The 20,331-nt window shown below is 60.5% G+C and carries 28 protein-coding genes and 3 tRNA genes; 17 read left to right on the top strand and 14 right to left on the bottom strand.

Going from position 1 to position 20,331, the window contains the following annotated elements; genetic code table 11:
* The first annotated feature begins 63 nt into the window (after window positions 1-63).
* Complete coding sequence (locus tag ASE60_RS33250) at window positions 64-369, top strand: hypothetical protein (RefSeq protein WP_057256043.1); 306 nt, start codon at window positions 64-66, stop codon at window positions 367-369.
* Here ASE60_RS33250 and ASE60_RS33245 read toward each other — a convergent pair.
* The 4 genes from ASE60_RS33245 to ASE60_RS33230 form a co-directional block, all read right to left on the bottom strand.
* A complete protein-coding gene (locus tag ASE60_RS33245; RefSeq protein WP_057256041.1) occupies window positions 364-1,395 on the bottom strand; it encodes a DNA polymerase III subunit delta' in 1,032 nt (343 codons plus the stop codon). The two genes, ASE60_RS33250 and ASE60_RS33245, sit on opposite strands and share 6 nt — an antisense overlap.
* Window positions 1,392-2,075: a dTMP kinase gene (gene tmk, locus ASE60_RS33240; RefSeq protein ID WP_244495754.1), complete on the bottom strand. Its 684-nt coding sequence runs from the start codon at window positions 2,073-2,075 to the stop codon at window positions 1,392-1,394. The genes ASE60_RS33245 and tmk overlap by 4 nt, the downstream gene beginning before the upstream one ends.
* Before the next feature lie 221 nt (window positions 2,076-2,296).
* A complete protein-coding gene (locus ASE60_RS33235; protein ID WP_057256037.1) occupies window positions 2,297-3,457 on the bottom strand; it encodes a D-alanyl-D-alanine carboxypeptidase family protein in 1,161 nt (386 codons plus the stop codon).
* A gap of 63 nt (window positions 3,458-3,520) precedes the next feature.
* On the bottom strand, window positions 3,521-4,552 hold the full coding sequence (locus tag ASE60_RS33230; RefSeq protein WP_057256104.1) for a septal ring lytic transglycosylase RlpA family protein: 1,032 nt from the start codon (window positions 4,550-4,552) through the stop codon (window positions 3,521-3,523).
* 313 nt (window positions 4,553-4,865) lie between these two features.
* Here ASE60_RS33230 and ASE60_RS33225 point away from each other — a divergent pair.
* Window positions 4,866-4,955: transfer RNA gene (locus ASE60_RS33225), tRNA-Ser, on the top strand.
* Between the two features lie 130 nt (window positions 4,956-5,085).
* Here the strand turns inward: ASE60_RS33225 and ASE60_RS33220 are convergent.
* Complete coding sequence (locus ASE60_RS33220) at window positions 5,086-5,508, bottom strand: hypothetical protein (RefSeq protein WP_057256035.1); 423 nt, start codon at window positions 5,506-5,508, stop codon at window positions 5,086-5,088.
* Window positions 5,509-5,682: 174 nt separating this feature from the next.
* Here ASE60_RS33220 and ASE60_RS33215 point away from each other — a divergent pair, with 174 nt between their 5' ends.
* From ASE60_RS33215 to ASE60_RS36270, 3 genes are all read left to right on the top strand, one after another.
* Window positions 5,683-5,934 (top strand): hypothetical protein, encoded by a 252-nt coding sequence (locus ASE60_RS33215; RefSeq protein WP_057256033.1) that lies wholly within the window; start codon window positions 5,683-5,685, stop codon window positions 5,932-5,934.
* Window positions 5,935-6,180: 246 nt separating this feature from the next.
* Window positions 6,181-6,897, top strand: coding sequence for a transcriptional repressor LexA (lexA, locus tag ASE60_RS33210; protein ID WP_057256031.1), 717 nt, complete (start codon window positions 6,181-6,183; stop codon window positions 6,895-6,897).
* Between the two features lie 202 nt (window positions 6,898-7,099).
* Window positions 7,100-7,513, top strand: a complete 414-nt coding sequence (locus ASE60_RS36270) for a hypothetical protein (protein WP_156414776.1) — start codon at window positions 7,100-7,102, stop codon at window positions 7,511-7,513.
* A 71-nt stretch (window positions 7,514-7,584) separates the two neighbouring features.
* Here the strand turns inward: ASE60_RS36270 and ASE60_RS33200 are convergent, their stop codons facing one another.
* Window positions 7,585-7,941 carry a hypothetical protein gene (locus tag ASE60_RS33200; protein ID WP_156414775.1) on the bottom strand — a complete coding sequence of 119 codons (357 nt, stop codon included), beginning with the start codon at window positions 7,939-7,941 and terminating at the stop codon, window positions 7,585-7,587.
* 22 nt (window positions 7,942-7,963) lie between these two features.
* Between ASE60_RS33200 and ASE60_RS33195 the strand changes: the two genes are divergently transcribed.
* From ASE60_RS33195 to ASE60_RS34985, 3 genes are all read left to right on the top strand, one after another.
* Window positions 7,964-9,235, top strand: a complete 1,272-nt coding sequence (locus ASE60_RS33195; RefSeq protein ID WP_156414774.1) for a hypothetical protein — start codon at window positions 7,964-7,966, stop codon at window positions 9,233-9,235.
* Window positions 9,232-9,417, top strand: coding sequence for a hypothetical protein (locus ASE60_RS33190; protein WP_057256022.1), 186 nt, complete (start codon window positions 9,232-9,234; stop codon window positions 9,415-9,417). The genes ASE60_RS33195 and ASE60_RS33190 overlap by 4 nt, the downstream gene beginning before the upstream one ends.
* Window positions 9,418-9,717: 300 nt before the next feature.
* Window positions 9,718-9,864 carry a DUF3102 domain-containing protein gene (locus ASE60_RS34985; protein WP_113737528.1) on the top strand — a complete coding sequence of 49 codons (147 nt, stop codon included), beginning with the start codon at window positions 9,718-9,720 and terminating at the stop codon, window positions 9,862-9,864.
* A 280-nt stretch (window positions 9,865-10,144) separates the two neighbouring features.
* On the opposite strand, the gene ASE60_RS33175 is transcribed toward ASE60_RS34985, so the two are convergent.
* Both ASE60_RS33175 and ASE60_RS33170 read right to left on the bottom strand, forming a co-directional pair.
* On the bottom strand, window positions 10,145-10,435 hold the full coding sequence (locus ASE60_RS33175) for a thermonuclease family protein (RefSeq protein WP_309140584.1): 291 nt from the start codon (window positions 10,433-10,435) through the stop codon (window positions 10,145-10,147).
* Window positions 10,436-10,935: 500 nt separating this feature from the next.
* Entirely contained in the window at window positions 10,936-11,253 is a 318-nt protein-coding gene (locus tag ASE60_RS33170; RefSeq protein ID WP_057256016.1) for a hypothetical protein, read from the bottom strand.
* Window positions 11,254-11,712: 459 nt separating this feature from the next.
* Between ASE60_RS33170 and ASE60_RS33165 the strand changes: the two genes are divergently transcribed.
* On the top strand, window positions 11,713-11,901 hold the full coding sequence (locus ASE60_RS33165; protein ID WP_057256013.1) for a DUF1059 domain-containing protein: 189 nt from the start codon (window positions 11,713-11,715) through the stop codon (window positions 11,899-11,901).
* Between the two features lie 176 nt (window positions 11,902-12,077).
* On the opposite strand, the gene ASE60_RS33160 is transcribed toward ASE60_RS33165, so the two are convergent.
* Entirely contained in the window at window positions 12,078-12,635 is a 558-nt protein-coding gene (locus tag ASE60_RS33160; protein ID WP_057256012.1) for a hypothetical protein, read from the bottom strand.
* The gene (locus ASE60_RS36265) at window positions 12,632-12,844 is read right to left on the bottom strand and encodes a helix-turn-helix domain-containing protein (protein ID WP_246806143.1); all 213 of its coding nucleotides are present in this window, start codon (window positions 12,842-12,844) and stop codon (window positions 12,632-12,634) included. The genes ASE60_RS33160 and ASE60_RS36265 overlap by 4 nt, the downstream gene beginning before the upstream one ends.
* A 111-nt stretch (window positions 12,845-12,955) precedes the next feature.
* Between ASE60_RS36265 and ASE60_RS33150 the strand changes: the two genes are divergently transcribed.
* The 3 genes from ASE60_RS33150 to ASE60_RS33140 are packed head-to-tail and all read left to right on the top strand — an operon-like array spanning window position 12,956 to window position 13,800.
* Window positions 12,956-13,198: a hypothetical protein gene (locus ASE60_RS33150; RefSeq protein ID WP_057256008.1), complete on the top strand. Its 243-nt coding sequence runs from the start codon at window positions 12,956-12,958 to the stop codon at window positions 13,196-13,198.
* Window positions 13,195-13,518 carry a hypothetical protein gene (locus ASE60_RS33145; protein ID WP_057256006.1) on the top strand — a complete coding sequence of 108 codons (324 nt, stop codon included), beginning with the start codon at window positions 13,195-13,197 and terminating at the stop codon, window positions 13,516-13,518. The genes ASE60_RS33150 and ASE60_RS33145 overlap by 4 nt, the downstream gene beginning before the upstream one ends.
* A gap of 54 nt (window positions 13,519-13,572) precedes the next feature.
* A complete protein-coding gene (locus ASE60_RS33140; protein WP_156414772.1) occupies window positions 13,573-13,800 on the top strand; it encodes a hypothetical protein in 228 nt (75 codons plus the stop codon).
* Window positions 13,801-14,198: 398 nt separating this feature from the next.
* On the opposite strand, the gene ASE60_RS33130 is transcribed toward ASE60_RS33140, so the two are convergent.
* From ASE60_RS33130 to ASE60_RS35970, 3 genes are all read right to left on the bottom strand, one after another.
* Window positions 14,199-14,272, bottom strand: a tRNA-Cys gene (locus ASE60_RS33130).
* Between the two features lie 152 nt (window positions 14,273-14,424).
* Window positions 14,425-15,147: a thermonuclease family protein gene (locus ASE60_RS33125; protein WP_057256000.1), complete on the bottom strand. Its 723-nt coding sequence runs from the start codon at window positions 15,145-15,147 to the stop codon at window positions 14,425-14,427.
* Between the two features lie 125 nt (window positions 15,148-15,272).
* Window positions 15,273-15,566, bottom strand: a complete 294-nt coding sequence (locus ASE60_RS35970; protein WP_057256100.1) for a hypothetical protein — start codon at window positions 15,564-15,566, stop codon at window positions 15,273-15,275.
* 159 nt (window positions 15,567-15,725) lie between these two features.
* On the opposite strand from ASE60_RS35970, the gene ASE60_RS33115 reads away from it, so the two are divergent.
* The 5 genes from ASE60_RS33115 (at window position 15,726) to ASE60_RS33095 (ending at window position 19,457) form a co-directional block, all read left to right on the top strand.
* Window positions 15,726-15,800 (top strand) — tRNA-Asn (locus ASE60_RS33115).
* 96 nt (window positions 15,801-15,896) lie between these two features.
* A complete protein-coding gene (locus tag ASE60_RS33110; protein WP_057255997.1) occupies window positions 15,897-17,345 on the top strand; it encodes a deoxyribodipyrimidine photo-lyase in 1,449 nt (482 codons plus the stop codon).
* Between the two features lie 93 nt (window positions 17,346-17,438).
* On the top strand, window positions 17,439-18,692 hold the full coding sequence (locus ASE60_RS33105; RefSeq protein ID WP_156414771.1) for a cyclopropane-fatty-acyl-phospholipid synthase family protein: 1,254 nt from the start codon (window positions 17,439-17,441) through the stop codon (window positions 18,690-18,692).
* An 80-nt stretch (window positions 18,693-18,772) separates the two neighbouring features.
* Entirely contained in the window at window positions 18,773-19,144 is a 372-nt protein-coding gene (locus tag ASE60_RS33100; protein WP_057255994.1) for an SMR family transporter, read from the top strand.
* Complete coding sequence (locus ASE60_RS33095) at window positions 19,131-19,457, top strand: SMR family transporter (RefSeq protein ID WP_057255992.1); 327 nt, start codon at window positions 19,131-19,133, stop codon at window positions 19,455-19,457. Before ASE60_RS33100 ends, ASE60_RS33095 begins: the two co-directional genes overlap by 14 nt.
* On the opposite strand, the gene ASE60_RS33090 is transcribed toward ASE60_RS33095, so the two are convergent.
* The gene (locus tag ASE60_RS33090) at window positions 19,445-20,284 is read right to left on the bottom strand and encodes an SDR family NAD(P)-dependent oxidoreductase (protein ID WP_057255990.1); all 840 of its coding nucleotides are present in this window, start codon (window positions 20,282-20,284) and stop codon (window positions 19,445-19,447) included. The genes ASE60_RS33095 and ASE60_RS33090 overlap by 13 nt on opposite strands.
* Window positions 20,285-20,331 lie beyond the last annotated feature (47 nt).

The raw sequence follows: 20,331 nt of genomic DNA, 5'->3' as shown, positions 1-20,331 counted from the left end.
AGCCTTGCATAATCCGCATGCGCGACCTAGAACAAAACAGAAACAAACGAAAGAGGGTGAATCATGCTGGAGCGACTTGGCAGCCAATTTGAAACCGCCTCCGCCGGCTATGCCGGCGCGCACGGAATCGAGCGCGACCCCGACTGGTTCATCCTGAAGATGCAGGAGGAATTGGGGGAGTTGACGCAGGTCTGGAACAAGCTCAGCGGCCGCGGCCGACGCAACGGGAAATCAACGGACGAACTCAGGTCCCTGATGGCCGACGAGACCGCCGACCTGCTCGGGCATGTGCTGCTTTTCGCCCACCACCACAAGCTCGACCTGCAGGCGGCAATCGAGCGCAAGTGGCGCTTCCAGGCGGCGCTATAGCGCCGCTTTCAAATCGTCGAGCAGCGACAGGATGGTCTGCTTGCGGTCGAGATTGTAGGCGTCGCTGACGGTCAGCCGCTCGGTCACGGAAGCCGAAAGCCGCGCGAAGCGCTCGGCGCGCACGATGTCTCCCGCAATCGCGGCCTCCCGCGCGTCGCGCATGATGCGGTCACTTGCGAGAGCCTGGAAGAATTCGAAGATCGTTTCACTGTCCTTGCCCGAGAGCACGTCGGCCAGCTTGTGCATGTCCTTGCGGACCGCCGGGCCCTGCCCTGCGAGGATTCCTTCGAATGTCGCGGCAATTTCCAGTCCGCCATAATTGATGAGCTTCAGCGCTTCGGCGACGCTGCCATTGGCGGCCGCGACGATGCGCTCGGCGTTCTCGCCTTCGAGATCGAAACCGAGATGCGCCAGAGCCTGACTGAGCGGCGCGACGTCGAGCGGCTTCAGCCGCAGCGGCAGGCAGCGCGAGCGGATCGTCGGCAACAGTTTTCCGGGCGCATGCGTCAGCACCAGGAAGAGCGAGCGGCGCGGCGGCTCCTCGAGGATCTTCAGGATGGCATTGGCCGCATTCCGGTTGAGGTCGTCCGCCGGGTCGATAATGACGATGCGCCAGTTGCCCGTACCTGACGTCTGGCTGAAGAACTTGCCGGCGCGTCGGACCTCGTCAACGGTGATCGCGCCCTTCGCCCTGCCCGTCTTCTCATCGATCGGGCGGCTCAGGTGCAAGAGATTGTGCGAGGCGCCCGAGGCGAGCTGCCGCCCGATGGCGGAAGCCGGATCGGGATCGGAAATCGCTTCAGGCGCTTCCGCGGGTTCCGGATGTTTCAGGATGTGATGCGCAAAGCGAAAGGCAAGCGTCGCCTTACCAATCCCCTCCGGCCCTTCGATCAGGATCGCGTGGTGTCCCTTGCCGGAGCGATAGCTCTGCGCCAGGAAGCTTTCCGCCTGTTCGTGGCCGAACAGTCGATTGTTCTCGGCGGGCGCGATGGCGCCATCCAGGACGCCGCCTCTTTCCGCGCTCATGACACGACTTCCTCGGTCGACGTGTCGGTGCCGTCGCCATGCGGCAGGAGGGCCTCGACGAGGGAAAGCACCTCGGTGGCGATGGCCTCGACAGGCTGCGTCGCATCGACGACCCGGCATCGCTCGGAATCGCGCCTGGCGATATCGAGAAAGGCGTCCCGCCGTTTCTCATGCGTCTCCAGCTGCTCCTTCTCGAAACGATCAGGATTGTCGTCCCCGGCGCGGCGTTGCGCCCGCTCGAGGCCGATGCTCGCCGGCAGATCGAAAATCACGGTCCGATCCGGCACGACACCGTTGATCGCCACACGCTCCAGACTTTCGACGAAGCTTTGCTCCAGGTTGCCGGTGATGCCCTGATAGACGCGCGAAGAATCCATGAAACGGTCGCACAGCACGATCGTACCCTTGTCGAGCGCCGGCCGGATGACCTCTTCGACATGATCGCTCCGGGCCGCTGCAAAGAGGATCGCCTCCATCCTGACCCCGAAGGCCTCCGCGGCTCCCGAAAGAAGCACGTGGCGCACCGCTTCGGCGCCGGCTGAACCGCCAGGCTCGCGTGTCGTCAGCACCTCGTAGCCGCGCCCGCGCAGGGATTCGGCAAGAAGACGAAGCTGCGTCGACTTGCCGGCACCTTCCCCACCTTCGAATGTTACGAACAGACCTTTTTTCAGCGACACCATGCGTTCCCATATCGGCATGCGACCCAGGTCACGATGATTTCAGGTCGAATCGACCTGAAATCATCGTGACCTGTTCTAATAAGCTAGAGCGGAACGCGGGCAGAAAACCGCGCACACTTTCCTCATTCCGCTCTGGCCCTGTTTAACCGATTGGTCCGCCGTGTGAAACCGTCAGGTGGCGATGAATTGGCAGGAACCGCCCTCGCCGCAACCAGCTGCGGCTAAATCCAGAAAAACAGCAGTTCCTGCAGCGCATCGAGAGCACGGCTGGTCAGCGTGCCCTGCCCGACGGCGTTGGCGGTCTTGACCGGCACTTCGCGCAGCAGCTTCTCGCCGTTCCACAATTTGACGACGCCGACTTCCGTCCCCGCAGTCACCGGCGCCCGCAAGGGCCACTTATAGACGATCCGCGCCGTCAGCCGTTCCGGATTGTCGACCGGCAAAAGCACGTCGACCGGACCGCCGGCAACCAAGGCGACGTGGGCGGCATCGCCGCCATAGACGGCCGCTTCGCCAATCGCCTCCCCGTCGGCAAAAATCCGCTTCTTCTCGAAGGCGGTCATTGCCCAATCGAGCACCTTGCGGCTCTCCTCGATGCGCTCCTTGTCGGTTTCGAGACCGCCCATGGCGAGATAGACCCGGCGGTCGCCGCGCTGCAGCGAAGCGGCCAGGGAGAAACCGAAGCCTTCGGCAAAGCCGGTCGCCAGGCCGTCCACACCGATATTGGCCGCGATCAGCGGGCTCTTATTGCGTTGCAGGATCTTGTTCCATTCGAACTCCGGCTGCGAATAGAGCCTGTAGAGATCGGGATGTGCCTCGTGGAGGTGCCGAATGAGCGTTACCAGTTCGCTCATCGTGATCTGGTTGCCGGGATCCGGGAGCCCAGTGGCATTGCGGAACGTCGCAACCGGCATGCCAAGCTCGCGCGCGCGCGCCGTCATCCGCTCGGCAAAAGCGCCCTCATTCCCGGTCATGCCTTCAGCAAGGATAATGCAGGCATCGTTGGCAAGCTGGACCGCCACACCCTGCAGGAGGTCGGCGACGCGGATGCGGGATTTCAATGCGGCAAACATCGTCGAGGTGCCGGCGGGCGCACCGCCGGTGCGCCAGGCGTGCTCGGACACCTCGAAGGTGGTTTCGGCGGAAAGCTCGCCCTTGCCGAGAGCCTCGGCCACGACCTCCATCGTCATCAATTTGGCGAGCGATGCAGGCGGTATCGGTTGATTTTCGGCGCGTGAGAAAAGCACGGTGCCGGTTTCGGCATCGACAAGCAGGATCTGCTTTGCCTTGGTATCGAAAGCGGGCGCCGGTGTCTGCGCGAATACGGCGCCTGTAAACAGCGCAACGCCGAAAAACACCGCCGAAAACATCTTCATGCGCATGGGAAACTCCGGTTTCCCCTTGGGCATAGCAGCGTGGTCATTTTGGCACAACGCCGCCTGCGGTTAACGGACAGAGCCGCTTGCTTTCTGGCGCTCGGCGTAATCGACAATCACTTGGGGGGTAAGCTGCTTCCGGTCGACCATAATTGCTTCAAACGGCGACTCGGCATCGCTGACGCGGACTTCGACGTAAGCTGCAGCATAGGCCATGTTGCCGTCGGGCATCGGGATGAACTCGGGCCGCTCACGCGGGATCGGGCCGATTTCCGGCAGCATCACGAACTCGTTCAGCGATTGCGGCTGGGCGAACTGCGGCACGGGAGCTGCGAGCGCCGTCACCGGTTCGCCAACATCGAGCGAGGCCTTTGCGGGGACGGTGATCGTGCCATGGCTCTGTTTGCGGAACGGCTCGTTCGAGGCGACCATTACGCCGGTCTCGATCTGGCCTTCCGGCATCACGCTCGGGCCACGTTCGCCCTTCTGAACGTAGGACGCCATCAGATAGGGCATGTCGTTGCCTTCAAGCGGCGCGCGGCCGACATATTGCACGCGCACCTGCGCGCTGCCCTTGCGCTTGATATCGAGCATGTCGGCCGTCTTCGAGGAAACGTCGATGATCCGGCCGAATTCATAGGGGCCGCGATCGTTGACGCGCACAATGACGGACGTACCGTTTTCCATGTTGGTGACGCGCGCGTAGCTCGGCAGCGGGAACGTCGGATGGGCGGCCGACAGATGGGCCTTGTCATAGACCTCGCCGTTGGCGGTCAGGCGACCATGAAAGGCCGAGCCGTACCAGGAAGCCGTACCGGTCTTGTTGTAGCCGAAGTCTTCCCTCGGCTGATACCACTTGCCCTTGACCTGATAGGCCTTGCCGACCTGATAGCGTCCGCCGCCCTTGGGGATGTTGTTACCGGTGGCAACGCGCGGGCTCGCCTTCACGCCGTAAACGGATTCGGCGAAGTATTCCTTGCTCCGCGGCTTCTTTTTGATGCTCGACGTGGATCCGCAGGCCGCGAGCGTTACGCACAGCGCAGGAATTGCCGCAAGGCGCAGTCCCTTGACCAGATATGCCGCATTTTTACTGGATGTCATCTGTCCCACAACATCGATCGAATAAGCCGTACTCGAAACCTTCCGCTCGTGCCCCCAGCGGAAATCTCGGCGTCCCGAAACGGAACAGTCGATTAAACATGACAGCAACAAGGCGAAAATGCGAACTCATCCACAGATCAGCGCCGGATTTCATGCGTTATGGTTTACAGATGGTTACCGGCAAAGCGTGCCCGCACGCTCCAGTCCGGCCATCGAGAAAATCTTTCAGCGACGCATGTTAAATCTTGCAAAGCGACGGGGCTTCGCGCAATAACGCCGTGCCCGGTAAGCAGTTGACTGCGAGCTCAGGCAAGGACAGGTGGCCGAGTGGTTTAAGGCTCTGGTCTTGAAAACCAGCGTACGGGAAACCGTACCGTGGGTTCGAATCCCACCCTGTCCGCCATTTTCCCAAGAAATATAGTCCGACGATGGACCGCCATCCCTGGCGGTGCTTCATTTTAACGAGCGCTTGTCGGCAGGCGTCAGCGCCGTGTGGTTCGCCTCGGGCAGACGACGACTGGGCCCTCCGCCTTTCACTCAAGCCGCGGGTTAGAGGCTGAACGGATCACGCGCTGAGCGCTCCCGCTCGGCGCGTTGAACGGATCGGCCTTCTTCTCCTTGGATTTGCGGCCCTCGCCGGCGATGATCTCATCCACGGCCCGCTGGCATTTGAGGAGTTCTTCCGCCAACGTCCTTTTGCGCACGAACCCCGTCAGGAATTCCGCATCGGTGACGTTCACGAAGAGGAACTCGCCGGTCTCGTCGCCGGCGGCGGTGGCCGCCGCACTCCAGGGATCGCCCTTGCAACCTGTCGAGACGGAGACATCTTCACAACACGGATTTGTGCACGCCGGCAGCGAGGCCGCGACCTGGCGCAACCGAAGCGATTGCGACGCGGCCGGCGCGCCGGGCTGAGGCGGCTTTGCCGCTGCGTGCCCCTGGCGCAAAACGGCCACAGCCTGCACTCAAAGAGCTGTTGAACATATGGCAGTGATCGCCAAGCTTGCTGGACTTCGGAACGAAAGCGCGGTTCACATCGTTAACCGCCCCGTAGTCCCACCCTTGCATCAAAGTGGACGATCACCGTGCTTGCCGCCCTGCTTCTCGCTTCGATAGTCGCATCGCCTAATATGCCTGACGTCAAGCTCAGCGCTGCCACGGTGGACGAACTTCAGACCGATTTCGAGAGCGCCGTGCCGTGCCATCAGATCGATGGACGCAAGGTGTGGAAGGGTGCGATCGCGTTCTACATCCAGTCGTTCGTCTATGATGGCGACAGGCCGGTCGCGACCGATGCGGCGGATGCCGTACTTCCAGAAGACAACAGCGCCGAGACGGTGAAGGAATTCGAAGACGCCTGCGCCGCCACGCAGCCCGCCTAGCCTCTTTGCACAAAAACGCTCGCGATTCGTTCGAATCGCCGTGCCGTCGCGCAATGCGCTCCGCCGCCGCCCTCCGTTTGGGCACGATCATCGCCCAAATCCGCTCTGCTCCCGTAAAAGTGACCAATCGACACGCACAGACGCGCCAATTGTCTGAATTCACGGAATTTTAGGCACTTGCGGAACACATATGGAACAGATAGTGTCTGTTCTTGATTTGTTTCACGCCTCTGGGAGCGACGTGCCATGCTGACCCGCAAGCAACAGGAATTGCTTCTCTTCATTCACGAACGCATGAAGGAGTCGGGCGTCCCACCATCATTCGATGAAATGAAGGATGCGCTCGACCTGGCGTCGAAGTCCGGCATTCACCGTCTGATCACGGCACTCGAAGAACGCGGGTTCATTCGCCGTCTGCCGAACCGGGCTCGCGCGCTCGAGGTCATCAAGCTTCCGGAAGCCTACGCGTCCAGCCAGCAGCAGCCCCGCCGCGGCTTCTCGCCCAGCGTGATCGAGGGCAGCCTCGGCAAGGCGCCAGCGGCCGCACCGCCGAAGCCCACGCCCGTGGCCGACAACACATCGGTTTCCGTGCCGGTCATGGGCCGCATCGCTGCCGGTGTGCCGATCTCGGCCATCCAGAACAACACGCACGACATTACCGTTCCGCTCGACATGATCGGCAACGGCGAACACTACGCTCTCGAAGTCAAGGGCGACTCGATGATCGAAGCCGGCATCTTCGACGGCGACACCGTGATTATCCGCAATGGCAATACGGCCAATCCCGGCGATATCATCGTGGCGCTCGTGGATGATGAGGAAGCGACGCTGAAGCGCTTCCGGCGCAAGGGCGCATCGATCGCGCTCGAAGCCGCGAACCCTGCCTACGAAACAAGGATTTTTGGGCCCGATCGGGTGAAGATCCAGGGCAAGCTCGTCGGGCTGATCCGCCGCTACCACTGATTCCGAGGGAAACTTGGCATCCGACAGAGCCTCGCCACCGCTTGCGGCGGCGAGGCTCTGTTTATTGAAGGCGACCTGATGCGCGTCCAGGGCGGCTATTAGCGCCTTGATCTCGTCTCGGCTAGGTATGTCGACGCCAATCTCCAAGCGGCCCTTCTGGCGCCTCTCTGCACGTCTCTCGCGGCCTTTCCGGCCGCCGCGCATGTCCCGCACCGGATTGCGTGTCGCCAGCCCTCGCTCGTTCGCATCGGCAAGGATGGAGCCGAGCGAGGTGATGATTTTCTTTGTCATGGCCGGCGAGCGGCCTTCCTTGCGTAGCCGGTCCTCGAAGTCGCGCACGGCCGGCAACGTCAGCTTCGACAAGAGCGTGCTGCCGATCAGCGGCTTGATATGGTTCTCGAGGTGGTTCTTGCGCTGGTTTGTCGTCGAGCGCTCCAAGCCTGAACTCTCGCCAGATGAGATCCAGAGCGAGCCGGATTTCTCCACCGTCACGGTGTCCCGATCGGCGACGTGCGTTCCCTCTCGGACCTCGACAGAGGCCGTAGCGGCGAACGCGTCGGCCTGCTTCTTAAGCTTGAAGGTCTTCTGGCGCCGTATTCCCTTGGCGTCGACATAATCAACGATCCAGGCGGTCTTCTCTTCGCCCTTAGCGGTCGTCCTTGTGCGCTTGCGGACGGACATCGCGGCTCACTTTTCCGGCTTCTTCAAAGGACCATCAGCGTCGTCGGCTCGGCTGTCAGGGTCATTCGCCTCTTGGCTGCCTTTGGCAATTTCTTCAGCTAACAGGCCTGCACGGATGCGCTCCAGCTTTTTTGCCAGCTCATCAATCTCATCCATGAAGCGGAGTTCGCGTGCGAAAGGGTCAGGATAGGCTTCTTCCAAGGTCGCCACGATCTCAGCGTTCGCGCTTCGGCCGCGGCGGTCCGCGGCGGCCTTTACCCGCTTGCTCTCCGGTTCCACGGCTAGCGCAAACGATCTCTCAGCCGCCATCACCGGCATAGCAACCGCTGCCCAGGCGGCAAATACCGGCGTGGTGGACGTCACCCAAAGCTTGGCGATGGCTCAGATGCAGCAGCTTTCGGCGTTGCAGCAGTCGAGCACCAATCTCCGCACCATGGAAAAGGAGTTGAAGGATATCAACGTCGCGCTCAGGGCCGCCTCTGATATTCCGTCGTCGGAAATCTTCGGTGGTCTGCTGAGTGATGCAGCAGGGGCTAAAGCGATCGACAACGCCGCCACGAGCATCGAGAAGGTTATGACTGCTATCGGAAAGGGCGGCACGACTGCGGCGATGGCGCACGAGTCCATCGAGCTTGCGCGTCAGAGCCTCATGGCCTTGGGCGGCGATACCGTGGCCGTCGATCGGCTCATCAACTCCATGGTTGCCGGCTACATGGAAGTGAGACGCCTGGAAGGTGGCATCAAATCCCTTTCTCAGTCGATCATGAACATCCCGAACAAGATCGTCTCTATCGGCATCCAGCAATACGAAGTACCGGCCTCTGGCGGCGGCACTACGGGTGTCAGGGTCCACGGCGGCGAGGCTGATATGAGCTGTCAGTCCTACAGCCTTGGCGGCAAGACCATCGGCGTATCGTCTGGCAATGGCCCTGCCGTCCGTACGCAAGGCTATCTTGTCGACCAGTCCGACATTCAGACCATGCTCGAACTACAGGGCAAACGCGCAGCGGGTGGTCCGGTCTCGGGCGGCGATCTGTACCTCGTCGGCGAACAGGGCCCGGAACTCCTGAAAATGTCCGGCGCAGGCAACGTCACCAACGCGAACAGCACGGCGTCGATCCTCTCCGGTGGCCGAGACATGCTCTCCCTGATCGAAGACAACACGTACAACATCATGGCCGAGCTGCGCATTCACACCCGTTTCTGGGAGACAAATGACGACGACAACAATCAGATCCTTGCCATGCTGAAGAAGCTCGAATCCTACGGCGTCAGTTCCTCCTCCTCTGGTGGTGGTTCGCGTTCTTCGTACTCCTCTGGCAGCTCCTACAGCGGCTCTTCGGGTTCGGAAGGCCAGAGCCATTTGGACCCGTTCGCGCCCTATTACTTCAACGCTGCGCGGAACAACGCCGGCCGCGGCGGTGACCGATATGATCCCGTCGCCGATGCGCTGATGAACGGCAACACGGAAGCCTTGCGCGGTCTCAGCGGTGGCCCGACAGAGGCTCTGAGCCGGGCACTCGGTGCCATCAGCGGCTCGGGCGGCCCTTCGCTCCTTGACCGTCTGAAGAAGCATGCGGGCTTTGCCACGGCGGTCAGATCATGGCCGGCGAAGATCAACGAATCGAGTTTTTCAAGCGCCGTCGGGAAAGAGTGATCATCGTCGACGATACCAACGTCTCCGATCAGCGCGGGGCAGCGGCGTCGGCTGCGCGGTCTGAACATCCGATCCAGATCGTCAACCACTTCAACGGCGGTAATGTCGGCAACGACCTGTCTCGGCGAGCTATGGCCGATCAGTTCCGTAACGCCGTCAGACAAGCCATGCTGGAACGGTGACGCCCATGAGCGCCCCACTGACAGAAATCGAAATCGAAGACGTCGGGATCATGCGACTGCCGAATATGTGGCAGTACGATCGGATCAGGGCGATGCCTCCTGGCCACAACAAGGCCATTGCGCCGGCAGCATTCGGCCTCGGCATGACGATCCGGCAGTTCAAGAGGTTGCCAGTTGAGAAAGCAACGAGAGGCAATCGCGGCTTCATATCGCCTAACAGAGCCGCCCATTCCCGCTGTCCAGCCAGAGCAAGCCCGTCGGCGCATCCCCAGGCGCAATGAGCGTGTATCGAAGGAAAGGATGATCGAACTTGGCCGGGAACTCCTCGCCATCAAAAAGAGGCTCCCCACAGGCCATTTTCAGCCGTGGATCAACGAGAAGAGCGGGATCTCCTACCATGCAGCACTGCGGTTCATGCGCGCAGCGAAAGAGGCAGACCGGCAATAGCGATCGATGGCGGGCAACCCGAACCTATGAGCGGTTGATCAGATTGTTATACTCAACCTCAGCGGCGGCCTTTGCCTCATCGACGCCCCGAAAGCGCTTCGAGAGTTCCCTTGCTAGGACTGTAACCGAGTAAACATCATTATTGATTTTCGTGTGCTTGTGAGTGCCAAGAGTATGGACTTCAGCCACAATCTCATTGCCCACTCGTCCGCGTCTCACCTTTGCGTGTCTGCCCTTTTCCCACTCGATTGCCATTATCTTTCCCCCATACTTATCCGCATCAGGACTGTTTGAACCCAATCCAACGGTGCGCCAGCCCCTCGTCGACGAGTTGAGAGCCGAGCGATTGACCGCCGCGGTAGACTTCGCGCAGTTTCCGGCCGTATTTGTCCTCGTCACGCAAGCCGGCCTTGAGACCGAAGGCGCCGGCATTCAGAAGCGACTGTAGACGGAACTTGGCTTGCTCACCCAGCGCCTTCTCCTCGGCGCAACGCGGCTCGCTGATCTCGGGCGTGTCTATGTCCGCGATGCGGTACTTGGTGCCTTCGAGCCAGAACGTATCACCGTCCACGACGCACGTTGTTCGCACGCTCGATGTGCATATGGGGAAGGATGCGGAAATGGTATCTTCCGGCGGCACGGTTGCCCAGCCGTAGGCTCCACCTATCACGACGCCAGCTAGAGGCAACACAAACACCCAGGGCGATAAACCGCTTCTCGGCGCCGCCGTGCGTTTGGTCGAATTGAATTTGGTGGACCTCCCCACAGCCTCAGGCGACGCTTGAAGCTTGCCTGTCCCTTTTGAAGGCAGGCTTTTATCAAACACGGAATTGGCGACAAGTATCGCGCAAACTACCACGCCACCTATGAGCAGCGCGAAGGGCGAACGACCTCCGCCACCGCCTCCCCATCGCCCGCTACGACGGCGCGCCTCAGCGTCTTTTGGAAGTAAAAGCAGAAGTGGGCCGAGCACTAAAGCACGGCGCCTTAACTGGGATGGTTCGCGTAAATCTGGTCCCCTCAAACCAACTGCAGATTTCCCTGCTTTTGAGCGATCGGCGGCTTGGGCCCCTAGCGCTTGTTTTGGTAACAAGACAGTTCCGCCTGGTTACGGAATTCGGCAACCGCCTCTTGCTGGTTTTCCTCGACTGAAAAATCGGGCTTCTGATAGGCCATGATGATTAGCAGGCGGGCGAGAGGTCTCGTTGCTTCATCGACACCGTCAATGCTTTGCATCAACGTGGACATCGGAAAATCGGCTTGACGTTTTGTCATGATGACTCGGGCGAGTTCACCAACATTGGTGCAGAACTCATTAGTGTCGGCCTTGGCTGATGTCGCCAGTGCAAAGACACAGGTCGCGGCAATGCATGCAGTTAAAGGCCTCATGGTGTCCCCCCACGCCCTACAACCGAGGGTCTTAGGTTCGCACAGCGCACGTATTAGTCAATGGTAAAATATAGGCAACAAAAAAGGCCGGGCTAAACCCGACCTTCCGAGAACCGGTAGCGGGTGGTTCTGGTTCCTCCGATGAGCCTCTTGAAACCCATTGGAGATACCGCAAATCAAGCTTTGTCGTCACTTGACGCGAGCCAGACGCTACCGGCAAGAGGGATTATACTCCTCCCCTAGCTCATTGCCAAATCCTTTGAACGCATTTGCGCCAGGGCGCGGTCGGGCGCTTTGGGCTCTCCTACAGCAGGAAAATGCTCGGGCAACGGACAGCCTATGTCAGACACCGGGCGCCATGCTGGACGGCGAAAATCCGCCTCCTGCACGGGGATTTTGAGGGCGGCGCTCAAACTCCCACATGATATCCTGCGAGGGAAAAATGGGAGGGTGAACGCGATGCCATACACTTACCGGTGCAAGGACTTCCCCGGTATGGAAGCCTGTCCAGGATCATTCACGGCCGAGACTGAAGCCGAGCTTTGGAAGCACATCGAGCTTCACGGCGCGACCGCTCACGGTGAAAAGCCGGAGCAGTGGTCCAAGGAGGATCGCGAACAGGTCGCAAAGATCGTCTGCCAGTCGTAAGGCAGACGCCGCAAGCAAAGCAGGGGGATCTACTCACTGCAACAAAAAAGGCCGGATAACCCGACCTTTCGTGATCGCCTCCCGCCGCTGCCAGTACATCCGTGGTCAGCAGGCGAGAGGGACCGTATGCCTTCAATATAGGTTTGGTTGAAATTTAATCAAATCCCAAAAGTCGGTTATTGGACCGGCTCCGAGATGAGCGCATTGGCGATGTGGCCGGTCACGGTGCTGTGATAGAAGCCAAAGTGTTGAAGTTGGAACTCACCATCATATCGACCGTTCGAAAGCCCTGCCCTTTGCAAATACACCAGCAAGTCGTCTGGCGACTTGTGGCAAGATAGGGTCTTCGTCCACAGATACATCTCGGTCAGACGATCGCCCGCGATGCTCTTTGTCAAGCTCTCGAAGAGAGAGACGCAATTCTCGGAAATGTCGGCAAGATGCATCACTGCATATTCAGGCGAACCCGTTACCTTCGAGATGCGTGTCCCATCCGTCGTATTCATTTCGCCCCTCAGCCACTCCAGTGTCTGGGGTGAGTTTCGCGGAATGCGGCTATCGAAACTTTTCCAATAGGCTAGTGCAGCCTCCGCCAGTGCTTGCCGATCCGCTGCAGGCATGGGTTTTAGGCCGAAGCGGGTCGCCTGCATTGCAGCAATGTCGAGTTCTTTAGTGCTGGCCTGCGCAATAATCGGCAGGCTGACCACAGCGAGCAGTGCAAGAAGTCTTTTCATCTTCCCAGTCTCACTCCAGGGCCGCCGGCAGCGGATGCCTCGCCATCGGCGATGAAAACGACGCCGGCCTCTTCCATCGCGTTCCTCATCTTGTCGACGCTGCTCACGCGAGCATCCTGACCGGACTCGAAGCGGTTGACCGTGTTTGCTCCCACGCCCGCCTTTTGTGCGAGTTCCTGGGTGCTCCAATTGAGGGCTGCACGCCCCATTCGACATTGATTTGGCTTCATGTGGTGTTTTTATCACCATTTCCTGTTGACAGCAAATCGGCGATGATATTATCGTTAATGGTGTAAATATCACCATTTGGAGTGACTACGATGCTTGCTCGATCGATTCAGGCAGTCGCCGAAGGCTTGCCTAGAGACAGACTTGTCGAAGCCGTTGATCGCCTCTGTGGCACCCGAAACCTTGCCCAGGCGCTGATCATGGCGGCAGAGGGCACCACCGGATGCGACGAAACCGAAATCAACGCGATCTCGCATCTGGCCTACACGCTCTCCCAGGAAGTCCGTAAGGCCAACGATCTGATCTCCCTCGCGCTGAAGGAGTCCCACCAATGACCGCGATCAGCAGAAGAACCCTTTTGGGCGGCCTTGCAGGTACGGCCGGCGGCGTGACGGCGATTCCCTTGCCGGCGCCAGCCGCTGACACTGCGAGCGTTCTCACGCCGCCGACCCGCAAAGAGCTTGAGCACTATTACGCCTTCCTCTGGGCAGAGCACTGCGCAGTCGCGGAAGAGCTTGGCGTCGACGTGATGGACAGCTTTGTCGCCCACCGGAGCGGTGGACGGGACGTATACAACCAGACATGCAGGCAGCAGCCTCCAAGCGAGCGCGCTAAGGCGGTCCTAGCCAGCGCTGGCTTTCCTGCGGGGGGCTAAGAGATGTCCGACGTCCAAACAGTCCAAAGCCTCATAGACGCCCACAGGACCGCTATGGCGCGCTACTACGGCCTGCCAGGCGGCGACGTGCCCGATGACGTCGTCGCCGAGATGATGCGATCCGGTGAGGCGCTGTGTGCCTACCGGTCGGTCACGATCGAGGGAATCCACCTCAAGGCCGAATACATGATGGCTTGCTTCGTCTTCGTCGGCGGCGAGGATGGAGATCCAGATTTTACGCACGCGCAGTTGGTCAGCGGGTTTCTGCCGGCGGCTACCTGATTCGTCAGATGCTTAACGGCGCCGAAGCGGCCTTATTTGGGCTGGAGGGCCTTTTCGTCTTCGATCGCCCGGAGCAAGGCATCTATTGCTTGCTGAGTCTGCACAAACTGGTCGCGCCAACTCTCAGTTTGGCCCCGGTTATAATCGCCAGCCAATTTAGCAGCTAGAGCCCTTCGATGCTCTCGCGCTTTCTCCAGTGCCGAGTCCAAGGTCTTCAGATGCTCGCCTGCCATTTCCCAAGCCCTCTATGTCGCGTTTCATGTCGCGTGGAGTAGCCGAGTGTCGCAGAAAACCATTTGAAATCAATCGTACTGGCTTGCAACATGACGCGACATGGAAGCGGGGATTTCCCCGCCTCGACATCGCTACAACGTGTTGATTTCGTTGGTGAAAATGTTTGGAGGCCTCGCCCGGAATTGAACCGGGGTACAAGGATTTGCAGTCCTCTGCGTCACCACTCCGCCACGAGGCCTCACAGCTCGGATAACCGAGCGTTGGCGCGGATTTAGAATGATTGCAGAAAAACCGCAAGAGGCATTTTCCGAAAAACGCGTCGTCGATTTGTAAGACGGATACTTTCCACAGAGCGATCGCGAACCTCCGCCGATCGCATCTGGGGTGGCCTCAACACCAGGGCGTCGCGTGTCCTGTCCACGGCCGCACCAGCCCCTCGGATACGAGCACGCGCCCGATGGACTGGTCGCCGCGGGTAACCAGCCGCAGCTTTTCACCGGCCTTGGCATCCTGACGACCGCTCGCCGTTTCCAGCTTGAAGTCACCCGCGTTCAGCAGCTCGCGCAGGCGCTGCTTGGCATAGAAGCCGCGCGAACGTTCCTTGTCGCAGCTTGCCTGGCGAATACGCGGCGCATCGACGTCTGCCACGCGGATCGTTTCGCCATGGTACAGGAAGGTGGCGCCGTCGATCACGCAGTTGTCGTTGCGAATCCCGCAGAAATAAAACTGATCCGTGCGAACGGATGCCGTCTTCACTTCCTCATTGGGCCGCACCACGGGTGTCGGCGCCTTGGCGCCGACGTCGACGGACGGCACCGGAGCGGCGAGGGCAACTCTTGTCATCGGATTCGGCTTCTGCTTCTCCGCCTGCTGCGCGGGACGCGCGTCCGATTTCTGCGCGACACGAACGGGCTTCGGCCTCGACTCGTGTCGGGACGTGAACGCGACCACGTCCGATACCACCGGCCAATGCTGCAGTTCGGCGCGATGATCGTAAGCGACCACGCCGCCGACAGTGAGTGCGGCGGCCAGATACCACGGCGCCATACCGCCTTGTTTGCCCCTGCTCCGACCGGAATTCCGGCTTCGACGTTTCGTAGTGGCTTTGGCCATGCGTCCCCATCCTGATTCGCGACTGCATTATGCGTTTGATGGGTTGCCGAAAAGTTTTCGGCGGCCTCCCTCAACAAAGGGTTCAGCCGCTTCGGGGCGGGTGCTTTGACCGCAATAGCTCCGGTTCACGAGCCGTTCGAAGAATCGGCTCGTCCGCGCCAGCGCGCCCACCAAACAGCCAGGCGACGCCGGCGACGGCGGACGGATGGGATATCGTGCGAAAGCACGATGAGGCCCAGCGGTATCATCCAGAAGCCGAGCACCGGCAGAAAGCCAAGAAAACCAAAGAACACCAGAAGCGAGCCCAACAGGATACGCAGCAGTGGCGATTCCGGCAGCGTGATGCGCCACTTCCCGAGCACGATCTGACGCGTCTGCGGATCAATCCCGAAATGCGGCTGCTTCCTGTTTTTATTCATCATTCCCTATCCGGCATCTTTTCCCACAATTGGGGACTTCTCCACAGCCTCGCAACCGAACTTGTCATTTTTTTTGAAAAAACCGCTTGGCAAATCGGAAAAGCATGCGTATTAGCAGCCTCACTTCTGAAGCGCACAGCGAAACAGCGGCGCGGATGATCCCTGGTAGCTCAGCGGTAGAGCATTCGACTGTTAATCGACAGGTCGCCGGTTCGAATCCGGCCCGGGGAGCCAGTTTCAAAAAGAGCCATTTGCAGAAAATGCGAATGGCTCTTTTTCATTTTGCACCTAAGTTCCCCCGGTGATCAATCCCAGTCCTAGACGGCACCTATGACAAACGCGGCGCCCATCATCGTCTGGTTCCGCAAGGACCTGCGCCTTGGCGACAACAGGGCCCTTGCGGCTGCGGCCAATGAGGCTGCCGTCATTCCGCTCTATATCCGGGAGCCGAACGAAAGCGGCAACGGTCCGCTGGGCACGGCGCAGCAATGGTGGCTGCACCATTCGCTGGAAGCGTTAGGGGCTCGACTGGGCCGGATCGGCTCGCGACTCATTCTCCGCTCCGGCGACCCACTGGACGTCCTCAGCGAAGTGTCGCGCCTATCGGGAGCGAAGCGTGTCCATTGGAATCGCCGCTACGACCCGTGTGGCATTGCCACCGATACGGCCCTGAAGAAAGCACTCGCAGCTCAGGGCATCGCGGCCGAGAGCTTTGCCGGGCAATTGCTGCACGAGCCCATGCGCTTGTTGACGACGACCGGTGGGCCCTATCGCGTGTTCACGCCTTTCTGGCGCGCGCTCGAAGCGAAGGTTGAGCCGGCTCCACCGATCGACGAGCCGCAAAAGATCGCGACGCCGGAAAGCTGGCCCCCTTCAGAACAGCTTGACGCGTGGTCGCTTCTGCCAACGAAACCGAACTGGGCAGCGACGTTCAGCGAAATATGGGCGCCGGGGGAAAAAGGCGCGACCACTCGCCTCGACGAATTTATCGACGAAAAGCTTGCAGACTACAAAGTGCGCCGGGACCGTCCAGAGGCTGACGGCACATCCCTGCTCTCTCCTCACCTCGCCTTCGGAGAAATCTCGCCGGCGCAGGTCTGGCACGCGACGCAGGGAATCGAGACCGATGGCGGTGAAGGTGTTGCCACCTTTCGCAAGGAGATCGCCTGGCGCGAATTCTCCTACCATCTGTTGTTTCACTATCCCGAACTCCCGCGTCGCAATCTCGATCGCCGGTTCGATCGTTTCCGCTGGCTGGACCATGACGGCGATTTTTCCCGCTGGACCAAGGGCTTGACCGGTTTCCCGATCGTCGACGCCGGCATGCGACAGCTCTGGCGGCATGGCTACATGCACAATCGCGTGCGCATGATCACCGCCTCGTTCCTCATCAAGGACCTGCTGATCGACTGGCGGAAAGGCGAGCAATGGTTTCGCGACACCCTCGTGGATGCGGATCCGGCCAACAACGCCGCAAGCTGGCAATGGGTCGCGGGGTCGGGCGCGGATGCGGCGCCGTTCTTCCGGATCTTCAATCCTGTTCTCCAGGGCGAAAAGTTCGACCCGGATGGAGCCTATGTGAAGCGATTCGTCCCGGAACTTGGTCGGCTGGAGCCACGCTACATCCATCGCCCCTTTGCGGCTCCGGCTGCCGTGCTTTCGGGCGCCGGCATCGAGCTTGGCGCAACCTATCCAAAGCCGATCGTCGACCACGCCCTTGCGCGGGATCGGGCGCTTGCAGCGTTCCGCGAGATCACAAGCCCGCCGAGAGAACCGTAACGGATACAGGCCCCCGGTAGAAATCCATGGTTGGCGTCTCGGGCGATTGCCGCTAGGCTCACCTTACGGATGCAACAGCTGAGGGGGTGGTGTATGCGTGAGCTGGAAGCAAGTCTCGCCGCGTTCAACGGCGCACAGGAGCTTTCCGCCGAGAATCTCTCGATGGTCCTGCGGGATTTCCCATTGAAGGCACGCATGGTGCTCAGCGCGCTCGTGCATCTTCAGGCCGGGACATTGATGCTCACGGTGCCGGATGGCCGCAAACTGGTGATGAGGGGCAAGAGAGCGGGCCCAAGCGCGATCCTCACCTTGAACAACTGGAACCTGCCGCAACGCGCCGTGACAGGCGGCACGATCGGGGCGGCCGAAAGCTATATCGACGGCGACTGGGACAGTCCCGATGTCGGCGCTTTTCTCGAGCTCTTCCTCGTCAATGCCGAGATCGGCAAGCACTTCCCGAACCGGGCGCGTGGCCTGCTTCATCTTGTCGAAAAGTTCCTGCACTGGCGCAACGCGAATACGAAAACCGGCGCACGCCGCAACATCTCAGCTCACTACGACCTCGGCAACGCCTTCTACAGCGAATGGCTGGATCCGAGCATGACCTATTCGTCCGCACTCTACGCCACCGGCGCCAACGACCTCCGCTCCGCGCAGGCGGCCAAATATCGCGCACTGGCGGAAGCCACCAACCTGCGCGCTGGCGACCACGTGCTGGAGATCGGCTGCGGCTGGGGCGGCTTTGCGGAATTTGCAGCGAGCGAGATAGGCTGCAAGGTGACCGGGTTGACGATCAGCCGCGAGCAACTGGCCTTCGCCCGCGAACGCATCCACCGGGCCGGCCTTGCCGACCGCGTCGAACTGAAATTCCAGGACTACCGCGAGGAAAGAGGCACCTATGACCGCATCGTCTCGATCGAAATGTTCGAGGCGGTCGGCGAAAAGTTCTGGGCGACCTATTTCTCGCAGCTCAAGCAATGCCTGAAGCCCGGCGGCAAGGCCGGCCTGCAGATCATCACCATCAAGCCCGAAGCCTATGAGGAGTACCGCTCCAATCCGGACTTCATCCAGAAATACGTTTTCCCGGGCGGAATGCTGCCTACGCGCGAACATCTCATCGACCTTGGCGGCCATGTCGGCCTGCGCATGATCAACGATTTCGGCTTCGGCATCGATTACGCCCGGACACTCGGCGAATGGCGCGAGCGCTTCTGGTCGGTCTGGAACAGGATCGAGCCGTTGGGCTTCGACTTGCGCTTCAAGCGGCTGTGGGAGTTCTATTTCTATTACTGCGAAGCCGGCTTTCGCGCCCGCAACATCGACGTCCGCCAGATCGTCTTCGAATAGGAACGCGCATGGCGCGTCTTTACCGCGTCACGCGTAGCGCTTAAGAGGCGGTCGTTCCAATTCTCTTTTGAAGGTTCCGCATGCGCCTTGCATGGTTTTTCCTCGCGCTCGCCATCGCGACCGAAGTGGTGGGCCTGACGGTGATGAAAGCCGCCTCTTCGAGCGGCTCTTATCTCGGCCACATCGTCATGTATGTCTCGATCGCGCTTTCCTACGTCTTCCTGGCCAAGGCCGTGAAGACGATCTCCGTTGGTGTCGCCTATGCGATATGGGAAGGTTCTGGCGTCGCAATCATCACGCTGGTTTCCGTCTTCGTCTTCGGCCATGTGTTGACCGGACGCGAAATGCTGGGGCTTTCGATGGCGATCGTCGGCATATTGCTCGTCAATGCCGGCGAGCGCCACGACGAGGACGAAGCCGCGGTGGAAGGTGCAGCCAATGAGCGCGCCTAGCATCTACTTCGCCTTGGCCGTGATGGCAGGCATCCTCGATGTCGCCGCCAACCTCGCCTCGACGAAATCGGAAGGGTTTGCCCGCCGCGGCTGGGGCGCCCTCTCCATCCTGCTGGTGCTTGCCGCCTTCGCGCTGCTTGCCGAGGCGATCAAGGGCATGGAACTCGCTATCGCCTATGCCGTGCTTGGCGCGACCGGGATCTTCGGAACGGCCATCTGCGGACGGCTGCTCTTCGGACAGAAACTGAAGCCGATCGGCTGGGTCGGGCTTGGCCTCATCTTCGGCGCCGTGCTGGTGCTTCACACGGCCTGACGCCGACGCTCGCCGGAGCCGGCGTGCTTCTTCGCTTCTCTTGCCTCGGTCACGACACCCGTCAGCCGCCTGACAAGAGCGAAATAGAGGCTATAGGGCAGCAGACGCATGAGCTTCACCGCATAGGTGAAATGCCGCGGAAAGGTGATTTCGAAGCGTCGGGACTTCAAACCCGCGATGATGCGATCCGCCGCCTGTTCGGAGCTGACGAGAGCCGGGCGCGGAAAGCGGATTCGTGCGGTGCCGGGCGTATCGACAAAGCCGGGGCAGATGATCTGCAGGCGGATGCCGATCCGATCGAGATCAAACTTCAGGCTTTCGGCCATATTGATCAGCGCCGCCTTGGAGGCACCGTAGGCGGCGCTGGTGGGCAATCCGCCATAGCCGGCGACGGAAGACACGATGGCGATGTGGCCGAAGCCCTGCGCCTTCATATGCGCGACGGCCGGCAGCAGGCAGTTGACCACCCCATTGAGATTGACTGCGAAACTCTTCTCGAAGGCTTCGCGATGGAGATCATCGCCTCGCACCGGGACGGCCACTCCGGCATTGAGGATCACCAATGACAGATGGCCATGATCGTACTCGATCGCAGCCAACACGCGCTCCATGTCCTTTGGGTCGGTGACGTCGCCGTCGAGAACCGTGATCCTTCCGTCACCCGCCGCCTCATGCTGCAGGTCCACCAGCTTCTCGTGACTTCTGGCGGTGACGACCACCGAATAGCCTTCGCGCACCAACTTGAGCGCCAGCGCCCGCCCGATACCCGCGCTCGCGCCGGTAACCCAAGCCAGTTTATGTTCGGATTTCGCAGACTGAATACTCATCACTCACTCCTCGGCACGCGCCGGGAAACACGCACGCATCTCCTTGT

Origin of the sequence: Ensifer sp. Root278 (genome assembly GCF_001429285.1) — a bacterium.
Taxonomy (GTDB): Bacteria; Pseudomonadota; Alphaproteobacteria; order Rhizobiales; family Rhizobiaceae; genus Ensifer.
The sequence above is the reverse complement of the archived record's forward strand: the minus strand, read 5'-3'. Positions and strand labels throughout refer to the sequence as shown.